We start from the raw sequence: 22712 nt of genomic DNA, 5'->3' as shown, positions 1-22712 counted from the left end.
CGGGCTCAGTCATGGGCTGGGGCGGTTCACGGTGCACGGCCCGGCCGGCGATGCGAGGCCCGCGACGGACGGGTCGGCCGGAAGATCCGTGGGCCGCGGAGGTCCGTGATCCACGGCTCCACAGCGCGTCGGCGCCCGGGACCTGAGCTCCCCCACCACGTTCCGGACCGCACCGGCCGGGCAGGCCCTCACCCTCGGCATGTCCTCGGTTTGGCGATTTTGTCGCCACACTTTGTTCACACCCTGACCTACGGGTTAGCCTGCGGCGTATTTCCGAGTCGGCGGCCCCGTGGAGCGGGGCACACCGACGAGGAATTGGTCCGGCAGTGGGCCTGATGTTCCGAGTCCCTCCAACAGGGACCCATGAGGCATGGAACGAGGGTGCGCATGACCAGCCAGACGACCGACGCCGTCGACCGGACGCCGGGCGAGCAGGAGCTGAGGCAACTGCTGGCCGGCCTGACGGCGGTGCGGGACGGAGACTTCGGCACGCGGCTGCCGGACGACGGGGACGGACTCCTGGGCGACATCGCCACCGTCTTCAACGGCATGGTCGACCAGTTGTCCGTGTTCACCTCCGAAGTGACCCGCGTCGCGCGCGAGGTGGGCACCGAGGGGACACTCGGCGGACAGGCGGAGGTACCGGGCGTCTCCGGGACCTGGGCCGATCTCACCGACTCGGTCAACGCCATGTCGGGCAACCTGACCACCCAGGTCCGTGACATCGCCCAGGTGGCGACCGCGGTGGCCAAGGGCGACCTGTCGCAGAAGATCGATGTACCGGCGCGGGGCGAGATCCTCCAGCTCAAGGAGACCGTCAACACGATGGTCGACCAGCTGTCCGCCTTCGCCGACGAGGTCACCCGCGTCGCCCGCGAGGTCGGCAGCGAGGGCCGGCTCGGCGGCCAGGCCCAGGTGCCCGGGGTCGGCGGCGTCTGGCGCGACCTCACCGACTCGGTCAACCTCATGGCGGGCAACCTCACCGCCCAGGTCCGCAACGTCGCCCAGGTGACGACCGCGGTGGCCAAGGGCGACCTCTCCCAGAAGATCACCGTGGACGCCCGCGGCGAGATCCTCGAACTCAAGAACACCATCAACACGATGGTCGACCAGCTGTCCGCCTTCGCCGACGAGGTCACCCGCGTCGCCCGCGAGGTCGGCACCGAGGGACGCCTCGGCGGCCAGGCGGACGTCAAGGGCGTCAAGGGCACCTGGCGTGACCTCACCGACTCGGTGAACTTCATGGCGGGCAACCTCACCGCGCAGGTCCGCAACGTCGCCCAGGTGGCGACCGCGGTGGCCAGGGGCGACCTCTCCCAGAAGATCACCGTGGACGCCCGCGGCGAGATCCTCGCGCTCAAGGAAACCCTCAACACGATGGTCGACCAGCTGTCGGCCTTCGCCGACGAGGTCACCCGCGTCGCCCGCGAGGTCGGCACCGCCGGCAACCTGGGCGGCCAGGCCACCGTCCGTGGGGTCTCGGGAACGTGGAAGGACCTCACCGACAACGTCAACGTGATGGCGTCGAACCTGACCGGCCAGGTCCGCTCGATCGCCCAGGTCGCCACCGCCGTCGCCCGCGGCGACCTCTCGCAGAAGATCACCGTCGAGGCCAAGGGCGAGGTCGCCGCCCTGGCGGACGTCATCAACACGATGGTCGACACGCTGTCCGCGTTCGCCGACGAGGTCACCCGCGTCGCCCGCGAGGTCGGCACCGAGGGACGCCTCGGCGGACAGGCCCAGGTGCCCAACGTGGCGGGCACCTGGAAGGACCTCACCGACAACGTCAACTCCATGGCCAACAACCTCACCGGCCAGGTGCGCAACATCGCCCTGGTGACGACGGCGGTGGCCAAGGGCGACCTCTCCAAGAAGATCGACGTCGACGCCCGCGGCGAGATCCTCGAACTCAAGACCACCATCAACACGATGGTCGACCAGCTGTCCGCCTTCGCGGCCGAGGTCACCCGCGTCGCCCGCGAGGTCGGCAGCGAGGGCCGGCTCGGCGGCCAGGCCGAGGTGGAGGGCGTCTCCGGAACCTGGAAGCGCCTGACGGAGAACGTCAACGAACTCGCGGGCAACCTGACGCGCCAGGTACGCGCGATCGCCGAGGTCGCCAGCGCCGTCGCCGAGGGCGACTTGACCCGCTCGATCAACGTCGAGGCCTCCGGCGAGGTCGCCGAGCTCAAGGACAACATCAACTCCATGGTCGAGTCCCTGCGTGAGACCACGCGGGCCAACCAGGAGCAGGACTGGCTCAAGACCAACCTCGCGCGGATCTCGGGCCTGATGCAGGGCCACCGCGACCTGCCCGTGGTCGCCGAGCTGATCATGGACGAGCTCGCTCCCCTGGTGGTGGCGCAGTACGGCGCGTTCTACCTCGCGGAGGACACCGGCAGCGGTGCCGAACTGCGGCTCGTCGGCTCCTACGGGTACCCCGACGAGGTCGGCCGCCCCGATCGCATCCCCTTCGGCCGCTCGTTGGTCGGCCAGGCCGCGCGCAGCCGCCGTGCCGTCACCGTGGACGAACTGCCGCCGGGATACGTGACCATCTCCTCGGGGCTCGGCCGGACGGTGCCGACGGCCCTGGTGGTGCTGCCCATCGTGGTCGAGGACCAGGTGCTCGGAGTCATCGAGCTCGCCTCCATCACCCGCTTCACCCAGATCCACCACGACTTCCTGGGTCAGCTGATGGAGACCATCGGCGTCAACGTCAACACCATCGTGGCCAATGCCCGGACCGACGAACTGCTCGACGAGTCCCAGCGTCTGACCGCCGAGCTGCAGGCCCGTTCCGAGGAGCTGCAGGTCCAGCAGGACGAACTGCAGCGCTCCAACGAGGAGCTGGAGGACAAGGCCTCCCTGCTGGCCGCGCAGAACAGCGACATCGAGGCCAAGAACCTGCAGATCGAGCAGGCACGACAGGAGCTGGAGACCCGCGCCCAGCAACTGTCGCTGGCCTCGAAGTACAAGTCGGAGTTCCTGGCGAACATGAGCCACGAGCTGCGGACTCCGCTGAACAGCCTGCTGATCCTCGCCCAGCTCCTGGCCCAGAACCCGTCGCGCAACCTCACTCCGAAGCAGGTCGAGTACGCGGGCATCATCCATTCCGCCGGATCGGACCTGCTCCAGCTGATCAACGACATCCTCGACCTGTCGAAGGTCGAGGCCGGCAAGATGGACGTCAGTCCCGAGGTCGTCCCGCTGCGCCAGCTGCTGGAGTACGTCGAGGCCACCTTCCGGCCGATGACGACGCAGAAGAGCCTGGAATTCACCGTGCGTACCGCACCCGGGGCGCCCGCCGACCTGCTCACCGACGACTCCCGGCTGCGCCAGGTCCTGCGCAACCTGCTGTCGAACGCGGTCAAGTTCACCGAACACGGCGGCGTCGAGCTGCGGATCGAACCGGCGGCCGACCACGAGGTGCCCGCCGGTGTGTTCCGGGGCGGCACCATCGTCGCCTTCCGGGTGCAGGACACGGGGATCGGAATTCCGGAACAGCACCTGGAGACGATCTTCGGTGCCTTCCAGCAGGCGGACGGGACGACGAGCCGCAAGTACGGCGGCACCGGTCTGGGTCTGTCCATCACCCGGGAGATCGCCCACCTGCTCGGCGGTGCCGTCACCGTCGACAGCACGCCGGGACAGGGCAGTACGTTCACGTTGTTCCTGCCGGTGGCGCGCCCCGACTTCGAGAACCTCGTGATCAGCCCCCGTCTCCTCGAGCAGTCGCCGGGAGCGGTGGCTCCGGACGAGGAGTCGGCGGCCCATGCCGCGCCCTCCGGTCCGGCCGCCCCGGCCAGGCACCCAAGGCGTCGTCTCCTGGTCGTCGAGGAGCGTCAGCGCGGGCTGCTGACGCTCGTCGCCGAGAGCGCGGTCTCGGACGTCACCCGCGGCCAGGACGCCGGTGATCCGCGTGGCACGGTCGACATCGTCACCGCCGCGGGAGCGCCCGAGGCGGCGAGCGCGCTGGCAGCCGGAGCGTGCCACTGCGTCGTTCTCGAACTCGGCATGCCCGGCGGCGAGGCGCCCCGGTTCCTCGACGCGATGCAGGGCGACTCGGCACTCGCGAACGTCCCCGTGCTCGTCCACAGCGGTCACCGCGCGGACCTGGCGCAGGAACAGGCACTGCAGGCCCGCTCCGGCACGCGTGCCCTGGAGTTCCTGTCCAGCCTGGACGAACTGCGCGAGCGCATCGCCCTGCACCTCTCCGCCGAGGAGCTGGGTGACGTGCCGTCCCTGGCCCGCGCGGAGGAGCCGCAGTCCGAGACGCCCCGGCCCGTCGAGGACGCCTTCCTCGGCCGTACGGTCCTGGTGGTCGACGACGACGCGCGCAACCTCTTCGCGCTGAGCGGGATCCTGGAGCTCCAGGGGTTCCACGTCCTGCACGCGGACAACGGTCGCAAGGGCATCGAGGCACTGGTCAACAACTCCGACATCGCGCTCGTCCTGATGGACGTGATGATGCCGGAGATGGACGGCTACGCCGCCACGGCGGAGATCCGGAAGATGCCCCAGTACGCGGAACTTCCCATCATCGCGGTCACGGCGAAGGCGATGCCCGGCGACCGGGAGAAGAGTCTCGCCTCCGGGGCCAGTGACTACGTCACCAAGCCGGTCGACACCGACGACCTGATCGCCTGCGTCCGCCGCTGGCTGCCCGCGTGAGTGACGGCACCCGGCCGGCGATCATCCGACGCCGGCCGGGTGCCCTCCCCGCGCCCCGCCCCCATGGGCATCCCAGCCGAGGAGCATTGGCACCGTGAGCCTTTCCGAACAGCGCCCCGATCCGGCCGACGACGCGTCGACGCCCGGATCCGAAACTCCCGCACAGTCACCGCCCGCACAGTCACCGCCCGCACTGTCGTCGCCCGGACAGCCTTCGCGCACCGACCCGGTCGACACCGCCGACACGGACGACGTACCGGCGGACGACGTACCGGCGGACGAGCAGACCACGCTCACCACCACCTATCCGGTGGGGAAGCTGGCCGCCACGGTCGAGCGCCTGCGCGACGAGGTACGAGCCGCCCAGGCCGAGGCCGACGGACGTGCCCTGATCGAACTCGCCAAGGGCATCCTGGTCGAGCGGCTGGGGTGCGGGCCCGCCCAGGCCGCCCGCCAGCTCGCCGAACTGGCCGAGCAGGCCGGGGTGCCGCCGCTCGAACTCGCCGTCGACGTCATCAACCAGTCCGCCCGTGACCAGCTGTCCGACGTGGCCGGCGCCTTCCTGGCCGGCGCGAGGGACGGCGACGCCCCGGCGGGTGAGCCCGTCAAGAGGATTCCCTCCCCCGCCGTACGGCTGCGGGAGGCCGAGAGCGGGGCACTGGCGGCTCCCGACACCCAGGCGGTCGCCGACTCCCTGCTCCACCACGCGCTGCACCCGCTCGGCGCGGTGGCCGTGGCCATCTGGACCGCTCGGTCCGACGGTTCCCTCACCCTGGCGGGCAGCGCCGGATTCTCACCGGCGGAGGCCGGGCGCTGGCACTACGTGCCCCCCGGGGTCGTGACGGTGGCCCGCACGAGCCTGACCGAGCGGGCGGGGCAGTGGATCGGATCCCTCTCCGAGACCGGCCTGCCCTCCATCGGCCAGCACCACTTCCCCGACGGGGGACGGGCCGCGCTTCCGGCCGGTACCGGAGGCCGCGTCCACGGAGTCCTCGAAGTCGTCTGGGCCACTCCTCTGCCCCCTCAGTCTCCGCAGGTGGTCCGCCAGGTCGAGGCGCTGGCGGAACTGTGCGCCCACACCCTGGAGACGTACGCGTTCGTCAACGGCGGCGACACCGTCAGCGAACCCCGCGTCCTCCCGGACGCCACCGAACTGGTGGACCTGGCCGACGGGCTGCACGACCCGGCGCTGGTCCTCGTCCCGTACGTCGACGACGACGGGCATCTCGTGGACTTCCACATCCATCACGTCAACAGCCGTTTCCTCGATCCGGCCGGCCGGCCGCGCGGCCTCATCCACGGCGCCCTGTTGCTGGAGGCCTACCCGATGGCCGCCGGGGAGAGCGAACTCTTCCAGCGGATCGAACGCGTATACGCCACCGGGGAGCCGTTCCGCGCGCGGCGCATGAACCTCATGGCCCTCGTCGACCAGGTGCCACTGTCGTCCGTAGCCGACATCAGCATCAGCCGCCACGGCAACAGTGTGCTGCTCATCTGGCGCATCGAGGACGAGACGGCACGGCTCGCGAGCCTGCTGCAGCACGCACAGCGGCTGGGCCGCATCGGCGGCTTCGAGGAGAACCTGCTCACGGGCGAGATCACCTGGAACGGTCAGCTCTTCAGTCTGTACGGCAGGTCGCCGTCGAGCACGCCGGTGCCGCTGGAGGAACTGGCCCTGCACGCGCACCCCGACGACGCCGTCGCCATCGGCCGTTTCCTGCGCACGCTGCTCCACCACCGGCGGCCCGCGTCCGCCGCGTTCCGGCTCCAGCGTCCCGACGACGTGACCCGCCACATCCGCGTGGTGGCGGAGCCGGTGCTCGACGCCGACGGCCGGACCTTCGTCGTGCGCGGTGCCTACCAGGACATCTCGGCCCAGCACTGGACGGAGGTCGCGCTGGCCGCCACCCGCGACCAGCTCGCGCACAGCGAGCAGCAGGCGGCCGAACGCAACCGTCTGACACTGCAGTTGCAGCACGCGATCATGCCTCCGACCCAGGCCCCGCTGCGGGCTCCGCGGCTCGACGTGGCCGTCCGCTACCGGCCCGCCGAGACCGAACAGCTGGTGGGCGGCGACTGGTACGACGCGGTCGTCCTGCCGTCGGGGATGGTGCTCCTGTGCGTAGGTGACGTGGCCGGTCACGGCATAGAGGCGGCGACGAGCATGGTCGTGCTCCGGAACGCGCTGCGGGGCCTGGCCGTGACGGGCGCGGGCCCCGGCCAGCTGTTGTCCTGGCTCAACAGCGTGGCGCACCACCTGACGGGGTCCATCACCGCCACGGCGGTCTGCGGCCTCTACGACCCGAGCCGCCGTACGTTGCGCTGGGCCAGGGCGGGCCATCTGCCGCCCGTGCTGGTGCGTGACGCGGAGGCCGTGTCCCTGCCCCTCGTGAAGGGCCTGCTGCTGGGCGCCGTGCCCGAGGTGACGTACGGCGAGGAGGAGGTCCAGCTGGCGGTCGGCGACACGCTGTTGATGTACACGGACGGCCTGATCGAGCGGCGGGACCGCTCGATGGAGGAATCCATGACGCAGCTGCTGACCACGATCCGTACGGCGCCGTGCACGCTCGACCAGCAGCTGGACCGGCTCCTCACGTACAGCAGGTCGGACACCGACGACGACACCTGCATCGTCGGTATCCGCGTGTCGTAGCCCCTGTCCGCACCGGTGCACGCGGCCGGGCCACGGCTCATGGAGCGGATGTGGCGGTCGTGTGTGCGTCCGCGGAAACTCGCCCGCATATGCAGCAGATGCGGGGGTAGATGCGCGGGCATGCGCGACGAGAGACACAGACCCGCGGGCGAGGGGCGACCCGTGAACGGCGTGGTGCGTCACGCGCGCGTCCGCCCTCCGCCCGACGTGTCCGACGCGTGCCGGGAGCATGCGCGGACGAGAGCTTGATCACGTCGCGCGGACCGGTACCGACGGCATCGAATCCGCGTGCGGGGGTAGCCAGCCCAAGCCGTCAACACCTGTGGGAGGTACCTGTGTCCATAGCCCAGAACCCGTTGTCCGTCGAGGTCACTCTGCCGCGCGAGGGAGTCGTCCTGCTCACGGTCGAGGGCCACTTGGACATCGACACCGCGACCGGACTGCAGCATCACCTGGCGAACCAGTTCCAGCACGGCCGTCGCCACTTCCTGCTGGACCTCGCCTCGGTGCCCTTCATGGACTCGTCCGGTATGAACATCATCATCCGCGCGTACCAGCAGACCCGCGAATCGGAGGGAAGCGTGCACATCGTCTCGCCGACTCCGGCCGTGCGGCGGGTCCTCGACCTCACAGGTGTGAGCATCACCGTTCCCCTTTCGGACAGTGTCGAGGACGCACTCGCCCTCGTGGACAAGCAGCAGGGCGAGCCCCGCGCCTGAACCACGCTCCCGCGCGCCCCGCCGCCAGAGGGACGGCGGAGCGCACTCACGTACAACAGTTGCCGTTTGACAACAATGGGTCGAAACAAGAAACAGTGGGCCGAAGCAAGAAGGCGAAGCAAGAGGGTGAGCGGCGCGCGGGCGCGGGAGGGATCCGGGATGCAGCTGTCGACCGGGACCTGCCCCCGCACAAAGCGCGTCCTGTGCGGGTTCCCGTGTCTGCCGGTGCCCCGCGGCGGACGGCGGGTCGGTCAGGCCGTCCTGGCGTCGGCGGTGGTGTCGTCCTCGTGGATCTCCTGCGCCGCGGCGGCGCAGAACGCCACCAGGCCCTGCAGCAGCTGGGTCCGCCGTACCGCCGGCATCTGCTCCAGTACGGACTGGAGCGCCCGCTCGCGGCGCGAGCGCAGGTCGGTCAGGAACGCACGCCCCCGACGGCTGAGGTACAACCGCAGTTCGCGGCGGCTCGTCGCGCCGGGCCTGCGCTCGACGAACCCCACGGCCTGGAGGCGGTCGCACAGCCGGCTGGTCGACGGGGGCGTGGACCCCAGGGCGTCCGCGAGCGTGCGCAGGTTGATGCCCTCGTTGTGTTCGAGGATGAACAGCACGCGCAGCTGGGACGCCGAGACGGGCGCTGTCGAGGCGCGCCCCCACAGGACCTCGAGCAGCTCCGCCGCTTCGGAGGTCACTCGCGCCACCTCATGGGGCTGCGGGCGCGCGGAGGAGGAAGTCACGGTGACACTCTTCCAGGCTTCACGAACGCTGTCAGCCCGCCGCTTCGGGCCGCCCGCCCGCCTCACCTGCGCGGGCAGGCGCAGCCCGGCGCCGTCGCGTTCGCGACGGCGCGAACACGAGACCCCCGACGCGGAGAGAACGGCGTGTCCGACATCGTGAACAGATTCGTGGCGGCCGAGCGCGCACTGCGCTCCGCGGCTCCGCACCAGTTGCTGGACGCGGTCCGGGAGGTGCTGTGCGGCCGCTACGCGGCGCGGGAGGTCGAACTCTTCATGGCCGACTACGGACTGACCGTGCTGCAGCCCGTGTCCGCGCTGCCCCACACACTGGCCCCCCTGTCCGTGCACACCGGTCCCGCCGGCCGGGCCTTCGGGGCCCAGGAGCCCGTCACCGAGGAGTGCGCGGGCGGCGCGGCGCGCATCCACCTGCCCGTGACCGTGCGCGGCGACAGGCTGGGAGTCCTGTCCGTCACCCTGCCCTCCGCGGACGCGGCCGCCGAGTGCGCGGCCGAACTGGTGGAGGTGGCGGAGGTCCTGGGCCACGAGGTGGTCGTCGCCGAGCGTGACACCGACCTGTACCTCCAGGCGCGGCGCAAGGACCGGCTCACGCTCGCAGCGGAGATGCAGTGGCAGCTGCTGCCCGCGCGCTCCTGCGCAGGACCCCAGTACGCGCTGGGCGCCCAACTGCAGCCCGCCTACGCCGTCTTCGGCGACAACTTCGACTGGAGCGCCACCGCCGACCACCTGATGCTGTACGTCACCAACGGCATGGGCGAGGGCATCGAGGCCTCACTGCTGACCAGCCTGGGCATCAACGCGCTGCGCAACGCGCGCAGGGCGGGCATCCCCATCGCGGACCAGGCAGCCCTGGCCGATCAGGCGATCCACGCCCACTACCGCGGTGACGCGTATCTGTCCGTACTGCTGCTGGACCTCGAACTGTCCACCGGCCGCCTGCAGGTCGTCGACGCCGGTTCACCACAGATGCTGCGCCTGCGCGACAGGACCGTCACGGCCGTCGACTTCGACGCGCAGCTCCCGCTGGGCATGTTCGAGGAATCCGACTACGTGGCCCAGGAGTTCACCATCGAGCCCGGCGACCGGCTCGTCTTCGTCAGCGACGGGGTCCACGCGGTGGCGGGGCCGGGTGGCGAGAGGTACGGCGAGCGCGCGCTGGCCCGGGCCATCTCGTCGACGAGCCTGGTGCCGCCGGCCGAGGTCCCCGGGGCCGTCCTGAGAGAGCTCACCGGTCACCGCGGCGAGATCGAGGCGGACGACGACGCGCTGGTCGTCTGTGTCGACTGGTACGGAAGGCAGCCGGAGCCCTAGGGCCGGCGCCCGCCCGAACCTCCGAAGCCGGACGAGGTGTTGTGCCGGGTGGGGCCACAGCTACAGTTGTCGTCCGGCAATGGTTTCATCGCCGTCTCGTTGCTTCCAGCGAGGTCGAAGCGATCCGAAGCAGTGAGGAGACAGACAAGGTGCCGGAGCACGAAACGGCAGGACAGCACGGATCGCCCGCGCAGGAGGTCGGGGACTTCCTACGGCGTCGGCGTGAGCAGATCGCCCAGCGGTGGGCCGACGCGCCGCTGTTCCGCTCGGTGTTCACCGTCTCCAGGGACGAAGCGGTGGAAGCGGGCAAGGCGGTGATCGAGGCGCTGGCCGCGGTGGCCGCGGCCGGACGTGTCGAGGACACCGAGGCGGCCGGTTTCACCGTGGTGCGCGAGCAGTTGACGAGGACGGCCGCCGCGCGGTCACGCGCCGGCGCCGGCCCCGCTCAGGTGTCCAACGAGGTGGACGCCCTGCGGCCGCCCGCCGTGGAACTCCTCGTGGCCGACCTGCCGCAGGCGCCGGCCGAGTACGTACGGGAGTGCGCCACCGCGCTGACCGCCCTGATGGGCACCCTGCGCCTGGTCGTCATGGAGTCGGCGCTGAACGAGGGCCGGGCCCTCATCGACCGGCAGCGGATGGAGCTGCTGGAGGTCGCCACCCCCGTCATCAAGCTCTGGGACGGCATCGTGGCCGTGCCGCTGATCGGCATGCTCGACAGCGCCCGCAGCCAGGTCGTGATGGAGACGCTCCTCGACTCCGTCGTCGAGCACCACGCCCGGTTCGCGATCCTGGACATCACCGGCGTGCAGACCGTCGACTCGCTCGTGGCACAGCACCTGATGAAGACGGTCGCGGCCGCACGGCTGATGGGAGCGGAGTGCGTCGTCTCAGGCATCCGGCCGGCCATCGCGCAGACCATCGTCCACCTCGGCCTCGACCTGGGCACGGTGATCACCCGTGCGAGCCTCGCCGACGCGTTGGCGTACGCCCTCGACAAGCAGGGCACCGACATCGTGACCCCGGCGCCCCACGGTGCGGGGACGCGGTGACGGACGCGCACTCCAGCCCTCCCTGGGGACACGTGCCGGTTCTCCGGCTCGGCGACGTCCTTCTGGTCACCCTCCAGGGCGATCTGCACGACAGCACGGCGGAGCAGCTCCAGCAGGAGATCAGTGAGACGATCGCGCGCAGCTCGGCGACCGGCGTGATCATCGACATCTCCGGTGTGGAGATCGTCGACTCCTTCCTGGGGCGGGTGCTGGCGGAGATCGCGGCGAAGGCCCGCCTCCTCGCGGCCCGGACGGTCGTGGCCGGCATGCGGCCCGCGGTGGCGATCACCCTGGTGGAGCTGGGGCTGACGCTGCCCGGTCTGCTGACCGCGCTCAGCACGGAGGAGGCCCTGAGCCTCCTGGCCAAGGAACCGTCGACGTCCCGTCCCAGCGGCACACGCCAGGAGAGTTTGTGATGCAGACAGCCGGCTGTGTCGACGCCTGCTTGCCGATCCACTCGGACATGGATCTGGTGTGGGTACGGCAGCACGTGCGGCAGAGTGCCGCTCAGCTCGGTTTCGGCCTGGTGGAGCAGACCAAGCTGGTCACCGCGGCGAGCGAGCTGGCCCGCAACACCCTGGTGCACGGCGGAGGCGGGCAGGTGGAGGCCACCTGTCTGACGGACGGCCATGTCCAGGGGCTCCGCCTCGTCTTCTCCGACGAGGGTCCCGGCATCCCGGACCTCGACCGGGCCCTCACCGACGGCTTCACGTCCGGCGACGGCCTCGGGATGGGCCTGGGCGGTGCCCGGCGTCTGGTGCACGAGTTCGCGGTCGACTGCGGCCCCGGCGCGGGCACCAAGGTCACCGTGACGTCCTGGGCCCGGCGTCCGCCGCGCCCGCGTGAGGAGATGTGATGCCGCGGGTCTGGGACGTCCCGGTGCACGACTCGACACGCGTGCGCGATGCCAGGGTCGCGGCGGAGCTCGCGGCCGGCCTCGCCGGTCTCGACGGGAAGCGCACCGCCGCGGCCGCCCTCGTGGCGACCGAGCTCGCCACGAACCTGCTCAAGCACGGGCGCGGGGGCCAGTTGCTCATAGAGAACGTGGCTCCGGCGGCGGGGGCGGTGCCCGGCGGCATGTCCGTCGTGCAGATCGCCGCGATCGACCACGGCCCCGGCATGGCCGACGTACCGGCAGCCCTGCGGGACGGCTTCTCCACGGCGTCCTCGCTCGGCGCCGGACTCGGAGCGTGCCGGCGCGTCGCCGACGACTTCGAGCTGCACAGCGTGCCGGGCAGGGGCACGGTCGCGCTGGCGAGGATCGGTCCCGCCCGCGCCGGTGGCACCGCGGACACGTCGGTGCCGGCCGCCGCCACGGTACGGGCGGGTGGCGTGAACGTTCCCTTCGCCGGCGCCGAGTACTCGGGGGACGCCTGGGCGTGGGTCCGGGACGGCCGTCGCACCACCCTGATGCTGGCCGACGGGCTGGGCCACGGCCGCGAGGCCGCGGTCGCGTCGTCGGCGGCGGTCGAGACGCTGCACCGTTCGGGCCACCTGCCGCCCGCGGAGATGCTCCGGCAGCTCGACACGGCGCTCCGGTCGACGCGGGGCGCCGCGGTCGCCGTGGCCCAGCTCGACGCCGACACGGGGCGACTGCACTTCTCCGGTGTCGGCAACATCGGTGCCCGGCTGCGCACGGGTGACGGCTGGCGGCCGCTGCTGTCCCGTCCCGGCATCGTCGGAGCCCACCGGCCCCACACCCTCCCCGAACAGCAGGTGCCGTGGGGCGCCGACTGCCTGCTGGTCCTGCACACCGACGGCCTGCCCAGCCGGTGGATTCCGTCCTCCGACGCCCGCCTCCCGTCCTTCGACCCTGCCGTGATCGCCGCCGTGACGGTGCGCGAGGCGAGCAGCTCCGCCCGGCCGGTAAGGGACGACACCGCCGTCGCCGTACTGGCCCCCACCCGGCCGGACCGCACCCCATGACTCGTACCTGGCACATCACCACCGTCACCGACGCCGCACGGGCCCGTATCGACACGGCACGCCTGGCAGCCGCGTACGGCGTGTCCGGCATGGAGCGGACCCGTCTGACGGCCGCCCTCAGCGCGCACCTGCGGCAGTGCCTCGCCAAGGGCGGCACGTGGCGGCTCGACCTGGCGGCGACCACGACGCCGCCGCAGGACAGCCGGCTGCGGGCCGAGGTGACCTCGTGCGACGGCGCGGGCGCCGACGCGCGGACGCCGTGGCACATGACGGTCGCCTGCGCCGAGGGCGTGGAGCCGACGGACGTCGCCGGGCTCGGGGCGGACGACCCCGAGACGCTGGCCGAGGCGCTGCTGGGCGCCGACGAGGACACGGTCCACGTGCTGCGGAAACTCGGCGAGCAGGAGGACCTGGTCACCTTCCACCGTGAGGAGCTCCACCAGACCAATCAGGGCGTGCTCGCCCTGCACGCCGAACTGGACGCGGCCGGCCGGACCCAGCGCGACCTGTTCGCGGCCGAGCGCGCAGCGCGTACGGAAGCGGAGAGCGCCCGGCGCAGGCTGACGTTCCTCGCCGATGCCAGTGCCGTGCTGACCGCTTCGCTCAACCACGACGAGATCGTCCGCCGTCTGCAGGGCCTCCTGGTTCCCGAGTACGCCCGCAGTGTCGACGTGTGGCTGTTCGACGGTGAGGACGACGAGCCGGTGCACACGCCTCGTCCCGCCGCGGCGGTCGTCGCGGCCCGCAGCGGGAGACCGCAGTACGCCGCCGACCATCCGGGCGGCCTGTCCGGCGTCGACGACCAGCCCCCGTCCACGCTGCATCCCGCGGTGCCCCTGCTGTGCATTCCGCTGCCGACGCGACGCTCACCCCTGGGGGTGCTGATCCTCTCCCCGCCGGGTGAGCGGTGGGACGCCGACGACGCCGTCATGCTGATCGAGCTCACCCGCCGCGCCAGCATCGCGATGGACAACGCCCGCCGCTACGAGCACAACCGGGACATCGCCGAGACCCTGCAGAGAGCCCTGCTCACGGACCTGCCCCCCACCCCCGGACTGCGTCTGGCCGCCCGGTACCTGCCGGCCACCCACGGTCTGAACATCGGCGGTGACTGGTACGACGCCTTCCGTCAGCCCGACGGCAGCCTGATCACCGTGATCGGCGACGTGACGGGCCATGGGCTGCACGCCGCCGTCATGATGAGCCAGCTGCGCACGGCGCTGCGCGCGTACGCCGTCGACGGAGGCTCTCCCGGCCAGCTCCTCACCCGTCTGCACATCTTCCTGCACCACCTGCAGCCCGACCTGTACGCCACGGCCGTGATCGCGCGCTTCCACCCCGAGGACCCGACCCTCACCTGGGCCGCCGCGGGCCACCCGCCGCCCGTGCTGCGTACCCCCGACGGGCAGGTGCACACGCTCGACGCCAAGCCCGGGGCGATGCTGGGCATCCCGCTGAAGCAGGAGATCCACGACCACACCGTGACCCTCACGCCCGGTTCGACCCTGGCCCTCTACACGGACGGTCTGGTGGAACGGCGTGCGCAGGGCATAGACCCGGGCATCGCCCGTCTGGCCACGGCGCTGGGAACCTTCAGGTCCGCCGACCTCGACGCAGACCTGGACGGCTCCGCCGACAGCCTCCTGCATCCGCTGCTGAGCGACTCCGAGCGGGACGACGACGTGTGTCTCCTGCTGTGCCATCTGCACAGCAGGGCGGCGGAGATGGCCCGGCCCTCCCCCACCGGGCTGTCCTCCTGAGAGTGCCCCCGGCCGCCGGTCACCGCTGTTCGCCGGGCCGGGTGTCCTGCCCCCGCGTGGCCGGCTCCGGCCGCAGGAGGGAATGGGCCTGGTGGAAGGCGCGCAGCCCCCGCTGCATCGAGGCACGCTCCTCGGGTGTCATCGCCTCGAACACGACGGCGAGGCACACGGACCGGCGTTCGGTGACGTCCGCCAGGAGACGGCGCCCCTGCGGGGTGACCACCAGCTGCACCTCACGGCGGTTGTGCGGCTGAACGGTCCGTTGCAGCAGGCCGGCGGTCTCCAGCCGCCCGCACAGCCGGCTCGCGGTGGGCAGCGCTATGCCCAGGTGCTCCGCCAGAGCGGTGAGATTGAGCTCCGGCCGGCGGCGGACCGTCTGCAGGGCGAGCAGCTGCCGCATGGACAGGCTGGGGGTGACTTCCTCGGCCGCGGCGACCCACAGCGCGACCAGGCTCTCCACCGTGTCGAGTACCTGATCGGCAAGCGGGTCGGGCCGGTGGCCCGGGTCTTGTGCGCAGCTCACGGCGCGGTCAGTGTCCACGAGCCCTGTCGCGATCCTGCCGGGTGCGCCCCGGAGAGGGGGCAGGGGAGACGGGTGAACGGATCGGCGCCGTACGGGGGAAGCGAGGGAACCCGCCTCGACGGGTTCGGCGGAGATCCGGCACGGGAGTGGTCACACGCACTTCTCTTTCAGTCAACTCCGGCCAGGACAGTGGTCATGTACGTCGGCCCTACCCGAAGAACCGGACCGTACACAGCCTGACTTCCTTCAATGCGTGACCCGCGTGCCGCCGAGGACCGCGAACGGCCCGGCCCTCCCCTCCCCCGTGTGCGTGGTGCGGGGGCGAAGAGGGCCGGGTTCCGGTGGCCGGGAGGGTCAGCCTGCGGTCAGGGCGCTCCTCAGCACGGCGACGGCCTGGCCGACGGCGGCGCGGGCCGCGTGGGTGCCGGCCAGGGCGTCGAGCATCACGAAGTCGTGGATGACGCCCTGGTAGCGGACCGCGGTGACCGGGACGCCGGCCTCACGCAGCTTGCCGGCGTAGGCCTCGCCCTCGTCGCGCAGGACGTCGGCCTCGGCGGTGACCACCAGGGCCGGCGGCAGACCGGTGAGCTGCTCGGTGGTGGCGCGCAGCGGGGACGCGGTGATCTCGGCGCGCTGCTTCTCGTCGGTCGTGTACTGGTCCCAGAACCACTGCATCGCGTCGCGGCGCAGGAAGTAGCCCTCGGCGAACTGCCGGTAGGAGCCGGTGTCGAAGGCGGCGTCGGTGACCGGGTAGAAGAGGACCTGCTGGACGAGCGTGACGTCGCCGCGCTCCTTGGCCATGAGGGTCAGGGCCGCGCTCATGTTGCCGCCGACGGAGTCGCCCGCCACCGCCATGCGGGAGGCGTCGAGCCCGTGGCCGGCGCCGTCGGTGGTGACCCAGCGGGCGACGGTGTAGTTCTGCTCGATGGCCACGGGGTAGCGCGCCTCGGGCGAGAGCTCGTACTCGGGGAAGACGACCGCGGCGCCCGTACCGACGGCCAGTTCGCGCACCAGGCGGTCGTGGGTGTGGGCGTTGCCGAACACCCAGCCGGCGCCGTGGATGTAGAGGATCACCGGCAGGGTGCCGGTGGCGCCCGCGGGGCGGACGATCCGGGTGCGGACCTGGCCGGTGGGGCCGCCGGGGACGGTGATCCACTCCTCGTCGACGGCCGGCTTGGCGATGTCGCCCGACTGGACCTCGTCCACGGCCTTGCGGCCTTCGGCGGGTCCGAGGTCGAAGAGGTACGGCGGGTTCGCGGTCGCTTCGGCGAAGGCCGCGGCGGCGGGCTCGAGGACGGGACGGATACCGGTCGTGTCGGTCATGGCGATCTCCTCGGATCTGGTGCCGTGGGCAGGCTCCGCGGGCGGACTTCGCCGGAAGCGGCGGCACAGCCAAAACAGTAGCGCACGACTAAGTCGCACACAACTTATTAGGGCACGATACGATCGGGTCGACTTGAACGATAGGGTGGAGATCACCGCGGCCGGGCGGAACGGGGCCCCCGGGCTCGGAGTGCGGATCCAGGGAGGTACACCGTGAGCGCTGCCGGAGCCGAACCGGCGCAGGAGGGCTCGCTCCTGCTGGACGACCAGCTCTGCTTCGCCCTCTACGCGGCCTCCCGGGCGGTCACCGCCCGCTACCGGCCGCTGCTGGACGAGCTGGGACTGACGTACCCGCAGTACCTGGTCATGCTCGTCCTCTGGGAACAGGACGCGATCTCCGTACGGGACCTGGGCACCGCTCTGCAGCTGGAGTCCAGCACCCTCTCGCCGCTCCTCAAGCGCCTGGAGGCGAACGGGCTGCTGCGGCGCGAGCGCCGCACGGAGGACGAGCGTTCCGTCGCCCTGCGGCTCACCGACGCCGGGGCGCACCTTCGGGAACGGGCGGACGCGGTCCCCCTCGCGATCGGTGACGCCATGGGGCTGAGCCCCGAACAGGACGCCATGGCCAAGCAGTTGCTCCGCCTGCTCACCGCCAACGTCACGCGCTGACAGCACGACCCGAAACGCGGGGGCCCGGTCCTTGCCGGACCGGGCCCCCGCGTTTTCGTGGCATCAGGACACCGGGCTACCGCCGCGTCCACTTCTGGTTCGCGGCCCCGCTGCACGTCCACAGCACGGTCTTCGTGGCGTTGGCGGTCGCCCCGTTGAAGGCGTCCAGGCAGAGGCCGGCGTTGACGTTGGTGACGGTGCCGTCGGCGTTCACGTTCCACTTCTGGTTGTTGCCGCCGTTGCAGTCCCAGACGACGACCTTCGTGCCGTTGCTGGTTCCCGCCTGGTTGGCGTCGAGGCACTTGTTGCCGTAGACCACGAGTTCCTTGCGGGCGGTGTACGTCCAGGACTGGTTGACTCCGCCCGCGCAGTCCCACAGCTGGGCCTGGGTGCCGTTGGTGATGGTGTTGTTGTCGACGTCCAGGCAGCGGCTCGACTGCTGCCCCGCGAACTGCGTGCCGTTGGTGCCGGGCAGCGGTCGTACCGCGATCGCGTCCAGGTCGGGCGTCCAGGCGGAGCCGTTGGAGAACGTCAGGGTGTTCGCCGATCCCTTCCCCAGGGAGACCTCGACCGAGACGGTGCCGGGAGTCGACCAGGAACCGGTCGGCGGGAAGGAGACCTTGGTGGCCGTCTGCCCGTTGACCTGGAGGACCGCCGTACGCGCCGCGCTGTCACCATTGGTGTAGGCGATGTCGACGACCTTGATGCCCGTGTCGGCCGCCGACACACCGTTGAACCGCAGGGTGTTGGCGGAGCCGTTGCCGACCCCGCCCACCTTGGTGCCGCCGGAGCAGTTGGCACAGGTGGCGTCGGCCACGGCGCCGCCCTTGGTGTTGGCCGCGGCCTCCGCCTCGTACGTGCTGCTCGCGGCCTCGGTGGCGCCGGTGACCGTGAGCATCACGGAGTCCTTGGCGGGGACGTCGACCGTGTAGCTCGTACCGAAGGCGCCCACGTCGGACCGCGTCCACAGATTGCGCACGGTGGCGGAGGCGTTGGTGAGGCCCAGGTCCGACCAGCGGACCGTCATGCTCTTCGCGCTCGCGGTGCGGTTGAGCAGGACGACGGCCCGCTTGCCGGTGCCGGCGAGGACCTTGCCGTAGACCTGCAGTCCGGTGCTGTCCTCGGCGACCTTGACGCCCTGGAGGCCGCGCGGGTCCTGGTCGACGGCGATGACCTCGGGGTTCTTCAGGATGTTCGCCGATTCGGTGCTCATGGTCGCCAGGTTGTTGCCGGCGAGGAGCGGCGCCCCGGAGACGGCCCACAGGTTCATGTGACTGCGGTTCTGGGCGGCGGTGAAGCCGTCCATGCCCACCATGAGCATGTCCGGGTCGTTGTAGTAGCCGGTGTGCTGGGCCTCGGGGTGCACGTTGGTGTCGAAGTTGGTCAGCATGCTGTCCCACGACGGCGCGTTGCCGTGGAAGATGATGTCGGTGTTGGTGCGCCACAGGGCAGCCATACCGGCACCCCAGTTCCACGGGTTCTGCTTGCCCCAGTTGCAGATCGACAGGGTCAGCGGCCGGCCGGTGGCGGCCGTCGCCTTCGCGGCCGCGTCGCTGAGGGCCTGGTAGGAGGACTTGGCGTCGAGCCCCTAGACGTCGCCGCCGCACCAGTCGACCTTGACGTAGTCGAAGCCCCACTTGGAGAACTGGAGCATGTCCCGCTCGTAGTGGCCCTCGCTGCCGCTGCCCGGAGCCGCGGGACGGCCGGTCGGGAAGTAGTAGCCGCAGCCGTCCTTGCCCGCGTCGGTGTAGATGCCCGCCTTCAGGCCCTTGCTGTGGATGTAGTCGGCGATGGCGCTCATGCCGCCGGGCCACTCCGACTCGTCGATCGTGATGTTGCCCGCGCTGTCCCGGGTGCCCTGCCACCAGCCCTCGTCGAGGTTGATGTACTTGTAGCCGGCCTGCGGCAGGCCCGCCGCGACGAACGCGTCGACCTGCGTCTTGATGACGTTGTAGTCGATCTTCGCGGCGAAGGTGTTCCACGAGGCCCAGCCCATCGGCGCCGCCGGGACCGGGATCTGGTTCGACGTCACCGCGACCGGCTGCGTGAGGCCGGGACCGACGGACTCCTGCCCCTGTCCCTGAAGGCCGACCAGGGCGCCGGCGGCCAGCGCGAGAACAGCGGCGCGGATCACGACGGTTCTGCACAGGCGTCTCGCACGGGGTACGAAATGCGGGAGGGGCATGGGGGTTCCTTCCGGGGGGCGCGACAACCCAGCGCACGATGGGTCGACATATCGAACGATGCTCGAACTGCCGAACCGGTGACGCGAAGCTAGAGCCCTCACCACGCGCAAGTCAACGGATGGTCACCACCGGATTTCCAACCGTGACATGAGAGTTCCGGAACAACGCGCGCCGCGGGTCCTCCGCGTGAAACCAACCGGAACTGAACCTGCCGGAAGCGTTGACGTGATCGCACCCCAAACCTATGTTTTGGTCGAACTTCCGCACAGCGTACGGGATTTCGAACATTCGCGACCTCCGCCCATCACAGCCCGGCCCTCACCCCGCGCAGAGACGAGGAACCGCATGCCCCCCGCCCTCCCCCGCCGCAGACTGCTCCAGGCCGCCCTGTTCGCCACGGCGACCCCGGCGTTCTCGTACGCCGCGGGAGGCGGCAGCTCCGCCGTGGCGGCCACGCTGCCGGCCCCGTCCGCCTGGACGCTCCGGCCGTTCGAACTCAAGGACGTGAAGGTCGGTCAGGGCCTCTTCGCCTCGAAACGCCAGCTCATGCTCGACCACGGCCGCGGCTACGACGTGAACCGGCTGCTCCAGGTCTTCCGCGCCAACGCCGGTCTCTCCACGGGCGGTGCGGTGGCCCCCGGCGGCTGGGAGGGCCTGGACGGCGAGGCGAACGGCAACCTCCGCGGTCACTACACCGGCCACTTCCTGACCATGCTGTCGCAGGCCTGGGCCAGCACCGGCGACCAGGCGTACGCCGACAGGATCCGGACCATGCTCGGGGCGCTCACCGACGTGCGCGCGGCCCTGCGCAAGGACCCGGCCGTTCTCGCCGTCACCGGGAAGTTCGGCACCGCCGCCGAGAACGTGCGCGGCTCGTACCAGTACGTCAACCTGCCGGCCGCCGTACTGAACGGGTCGGCCGCGATCACCCTGTCGGCCTGGGTCAGGCCCACCCACAACGCCAACTGGACCCGGGTCTTCGACTTCGGCAACAACAACACCCGCTACATGTACCTGGCCGCCCGCAACGCCGGCGGGGTACCTCGCTTCGCCATCACCACCAGCGGGCCCGGCGGCGAACAGGGTCTCAACGGCACCGCCGCCCTCCCGCTGAACCAGTGGAGCCACCTGGCCGTCACGATCTCGGGCAGCACCGGCACCCTCTACGTCAACGGCGCCTCCGTCGCCCAGAACACCTCGATGACGCTCAACCCCTCGTCGCTGGGCGCCCTGACGAACAACTGGCTCGGCCGCTCCAACTTCGACGACCCGGTCTTCGCCGGCGCCTACGACGAGTTCAACGTCTGGTCACGGGCCCTGACCGCCGCCGAGATCACCTCACTGCAGAGCAACCGCGCCGCCGCCTCCTCGGCGGGGCGCGGCACCCTGGCCTCGTACACCTTCGACGAGACCACCGGTGGCACCTTCGCCGACGCGTCCGGCCGAGGGCTGACCGCCACCCTGCGCCGGACCTGGGGCGGGCCGAGCCACGCCGGGTTCCTCGCCGCGTACCCGGAGACGCAGTTCATCGACCTGGAGTCGAGGACCAGCGCCGACTACACGAAGGTGTGGGCGCCCTACTACACCGCGCACAAGATCCTCCAAGGGCTGCTGGACGCGTATCTCGCCACGGACGACGCCCGGGCGCTCGACCTCGCGTCGGGCATGTGCGACTGGATGTACTCCCGGCTGTCCAAGCTGCCCGACTCCACCCTGCAGCGGATGTGGGGCATCTTCTCCAGCGGCGAGTTCGGCGGCATCGTCGAGACGATCGTCGACCTGTACTCGTTCACGGGCAAGGCCGATCACCTCGCGCTGGCCAGGCTGTTCGACCTCGACAAGCTCATCGACGCCTGCGCCGCGAACACCGACACCCTCGACGGCCTGCACGCCAACCAGCACATCCCGATCTTCACCGGTCTGGTCAGGCTGTACGACGTGACGGGTGAGACGCGCTACCTCACCGCCGCGAAGAACTTCTGGGGCATGGTCGTCCCCCACCGGATGTTCGGCATCGGCGGAACCAGCACGGCCGAGTTCTGGAAGGCCCGCGGGGTCGTCGCGGGAACCATCAGCGACACCAGCGCCGAATCCTGCTGCGCGTACAACCTGCTCAAGCTCAGCCGCATGCTGTTCTTCCACGAGCAGGACCCCAAGTACATGGACTACTACGAGCGGGCCCTCTACAACCAGGTCCTCGGCTCGAAGCAGGACAGGGCCGACGCCGAGAAGCCCCTCGTCACCTACTTCATCGGCCTGACGCCCGGGCACGTCCGGGACTACACCCCCAAGCAGGGAACCACCTGCTGCGAGGGCACCGGCATGGAGAGCGCCACCAAGTACCAGGACTCGGTGTACTTCAAGAAGGCCGACGGCAGCGCGCTGTACGTCAACCTGTACAGCCCCACCACCCTGACCTGGTCCGAGAAGGGCGTCACCGTCACGCAGACGACGGACTACCCGAGGGAACAGGGCTCCACCCTCACCATCGGCGGCGGGAGCGCGGCCTTCGAGCTGCGGCTGCGGGTGCCGTCCTGGGCGACGAGCGGCTTCAGAGTGACTGTCAACGGCAAGGCGGTGAGCGGGACTCCGGCCGCCGGGAGCTACTTCGCCGTCTCGCGGACCTGGCGCGCCGGTGACGTCGTGAAGGTGACCATTCCCTTCCGGGCCCGGGTCGAGAAGGCACTCGACGACCCGGGACTCCAGACCCTGTTCTACGGCCCGGTCAACCTGGTCGGCCGCAACAGCGCCACGAGCTACCTGCAGTTCGGGCTCTACCGCAACGCCGCTCTCTCCGGCGACCTGCTGCCGAGTCTCGCCCCCGTGGCGGGCAAGCCGCTCCACTACACGCTGAACGGCACGGAGTTCGCCCCGTTCTTCGAAGGCACCGAGGACCCGACCCACGCCTATTTCCGGCGCTCCGAGCCCAAGGTGGTCTTCGGCACCAGCGACTCCGGCGTCACCAACCCGGCGAAGTCCGACGGCACGACGCTGCTGGACGAGATCTGGGCCGGCGCGCCGTTCACCGGAAAGGCCGCCCTGGTCTCGCGTGTGCAGAGCACGGTGAACTCCTGGGTGTCCGCGGGCCTCCTGGCCCAGGCCGACGGCCAGAAGGTGGTGACCACCGCGCAGAACGCCTCGTACGCGTCCTGATGCCCCGCAGGTCGTCCGGGTCC

General features: G+C 70.9%; 14 protein-coding genes and 1 pseudogene. 11 read left to right on the top strand and 4 right to left on the bottom strand.

Going from position 1 to position 22712, the window contains the following annotated elements; genetic code table 11:
- The first annotated feature begins 387 nt into the window (after window positions 1–387).
- The 3 genes from KUF83_RS22645 to KUF83_RS22635 all read left to right on the top strand — a co-directional run bounded on the left by KUF83_RS22645 (window position 388) and on the right by KUF83_RS22635 (window position 8040).
- Window positions 388–4668, top strand: a complete 4281-nt coding sequence (locus KUF83_RS22645) for a HAMP domain-containing protein (protein ID WP_217456610.1) — start codon at window positions 388–390, stop codon at window positions 4666–4668.
- Window positions 4669–4762: 94 nt separating this feature from the next.
- The gene (locus KUF83_RS22640) at window positions 4763–7321 is read left to right on the top strand and encodes a SpoIIE family protein phosphatase (protein WP_308403097.1); all 2559 of its coding nucleotides are present in this window, start codon (window positions 4763–4765) and stop codon (window positions 7319–7321) included.
- A gap of 335 nt (window positions 7322–7656) precedes the next feature.
- A complete protein-coding gene (locus KUF83_RS22635; protein WP_217456609.1) occupies window positions 7657–8040 on the top strand; it encodes an STAS domain-containing protein in 384 nt (127 codons plus the stop codon).
- Between the two features lie 251 nt (window positions 8041–8291).
- Here KUF83_RS22635 and KUF83_RS22630 read toward each other — a convergent pair whose 3' ends face one another.
- Window positions 8292–8726, bottom strand: a complete 435-nt coding sequence (locus tag KUF83_RS22630) for a MarR family transcriptional regulator (RefSeq protein ID WP_217456608.1) — start codon at window positions 8724–8726, stop codon at window positions 8292–8294.
- A 201-nt stretch (window positions 8727–8927) separates the two neighbouring features.
- Here KUF83_RS22630 and KUF83_RS22625 point away from each other — a divergent pair, with 201 nt between their 5' ends.
- From KUF83_RS22625 to KUF83_RS22600, 6 genes are all read left to right on the top strand, one after another.
- Entirely contained in the window at window positions 8928–10100 is a 1173-nt protein-coding gene (locus tag KUF83_RS22625; protein WP_217456740.1) for a PP2C family protein-serine/threonine phosphatase, read from the top strand.
- Between the two features lie 149 nt (window positions 10101–10249).
- The gene (locus tag KUF83_RS22620; RefSeq protein WP_217456607.1) at window positions 10250–11149 is read left to right on the top strand and encodes an STAS domain-containing protein; all 900 of its coding nucleotides are present in this window, start codon (window positions 10250–10252) and stop codon (window positions 11147–11149) included.
- On the top strand, window positions 11146–11565 hold the full coding sequence (locus tag KUF83_RS22615; protein WP_217456606.1) for an STAS domain-containing protein: 420 nt from the start codon (window positions 11146–11148) through the stop codon (window positions 11563–11565). Before KUF83_RS22620 ends, KUF83_RS22615 begins: the two co-directional genes overlap by 4 nt.
- Window positions 11565–12005, top strand: coding sequence for an anti-sigma regulatory factor (locus tag KUF83_RS22610; protein ID WP_217456605.1), 441 nt, complete (start codon window positions 11565–11567; stop codon window positions 12003–12005). The genes KUF83_RS22615 and KUF83_RS22610 overlap by 1 nt, the downstream gene beginning before the upstream one ends.
- Window positions 12005–13075: an ATP-binding SpoIIE family protein phosphatase gene (locus KUF83_RS22605; protein ID WP_217456604.1), complete on the top strand. Its 1071-nt coding sequence runs from the start codon at window positions 12005–12007 to the stop codon at window positions 13073–13075. Before KUF83_RS22610 ends, KUF83_RS22605 begins: the two co-directional genes overlap by 1 nt.
- Entirely contained in the window at window positions 13072–14835 is a 1764-nt protein-coding gene (locus KUF83_RS22600) for a PP2C family protein-serine/threonine phosphatase (RefSeq protein ID WP_217456603.1), read from the top strand. Before KUF83_RS22605 ends, KUF83_RS22600 begins: the two co-directional genes overlap by 4 nt.
- A 19-nt stretch (window positions 14836–14854) precedes the next feature.
- Here the strand turns inward: KUF83_RS22600 and KUF83_RS22595 are convergent, their stop codons facing one another.
- Window positions 14855–15358 (bottom strand): MarR family transcriptional regulator, encoded by a 504-nt coding sequence (locus tag KUF83_RS22595; RefSeq protein WP_308403096.1) that lies wholly within the window; start codon window positions 15356–15358, stop codon window positions 14855–14857.
- A gap of 354 nt (window positions 15359–15712) precedes the next feature.
- Window positions 15713–16681, bottom strand: coding sequence for an alpha/beta hydrolase (locus KUF83_RS22590; RefSeq protein WP_217456602.1), 969 nt, complete (start codon window positions 16679–16681; stop codon window positions 15713–15715).
- Between the two features lie 213 nt (window positions 16682–16894).
- Here KUF83_RS22590 and KUF83_RS22585 point away from each other — a divergent pair, with 213 nt between their 5' ends.
- Window positions 16895–17350, top strand: coding sequence for a MarR family transcriptional regulator (locus KUF83_RS22585; protein ID WP_217456601.1), 456 nt, complete (start codon window positions 16895–16897; stop codon window positions 17348–17350).
- Window positions 17351–17426: 76 nt separating this feature from the next.
- On the opposite strand, the pseudogene KUF83_RS22580 reads toward KUF83_RS22585, so the two are convergent.
- Window positions 17427–19535: pseudogene (locus KUF83_RS22580) on the bottom strand (ricin-type beta-trefoil lectin domain protein).
- Window positions 19536–19881: 346 nt separating this feature from the next.
- Here KUF83_RS22580 and KUF83_RS22575 point away from each other — a divergent pair.
- The gene (locus KUF83_RS22575) at window positions 19882–22689 is read left to right on the top strand and encodes a beta-L-arabinofuranosidase domain-containing protein (protein ID WP_217456600.1); all 2808 of its coding nucleotides are present in this window, start codon (window positions 19882–19884) and stop codon (window positions 22687–22689) included.
- Window positions 22690–22712 lie beyond the last annotated feature (23 nt).

Origin of the sequence: Streptomyces sp. BV286, from assembly GCF_019090165.1 — a bacterium.
Taxonomy (GTDB): Bacteria; Actinomycetota; Actinomycetes; order Streptomycetales; family Streptomycetaceae; genus Streptomyces.
Note: the sequence above shows the minus strand (reverse complement) of the source record. Positions and strands in the feature narration are given on the sequence as shown.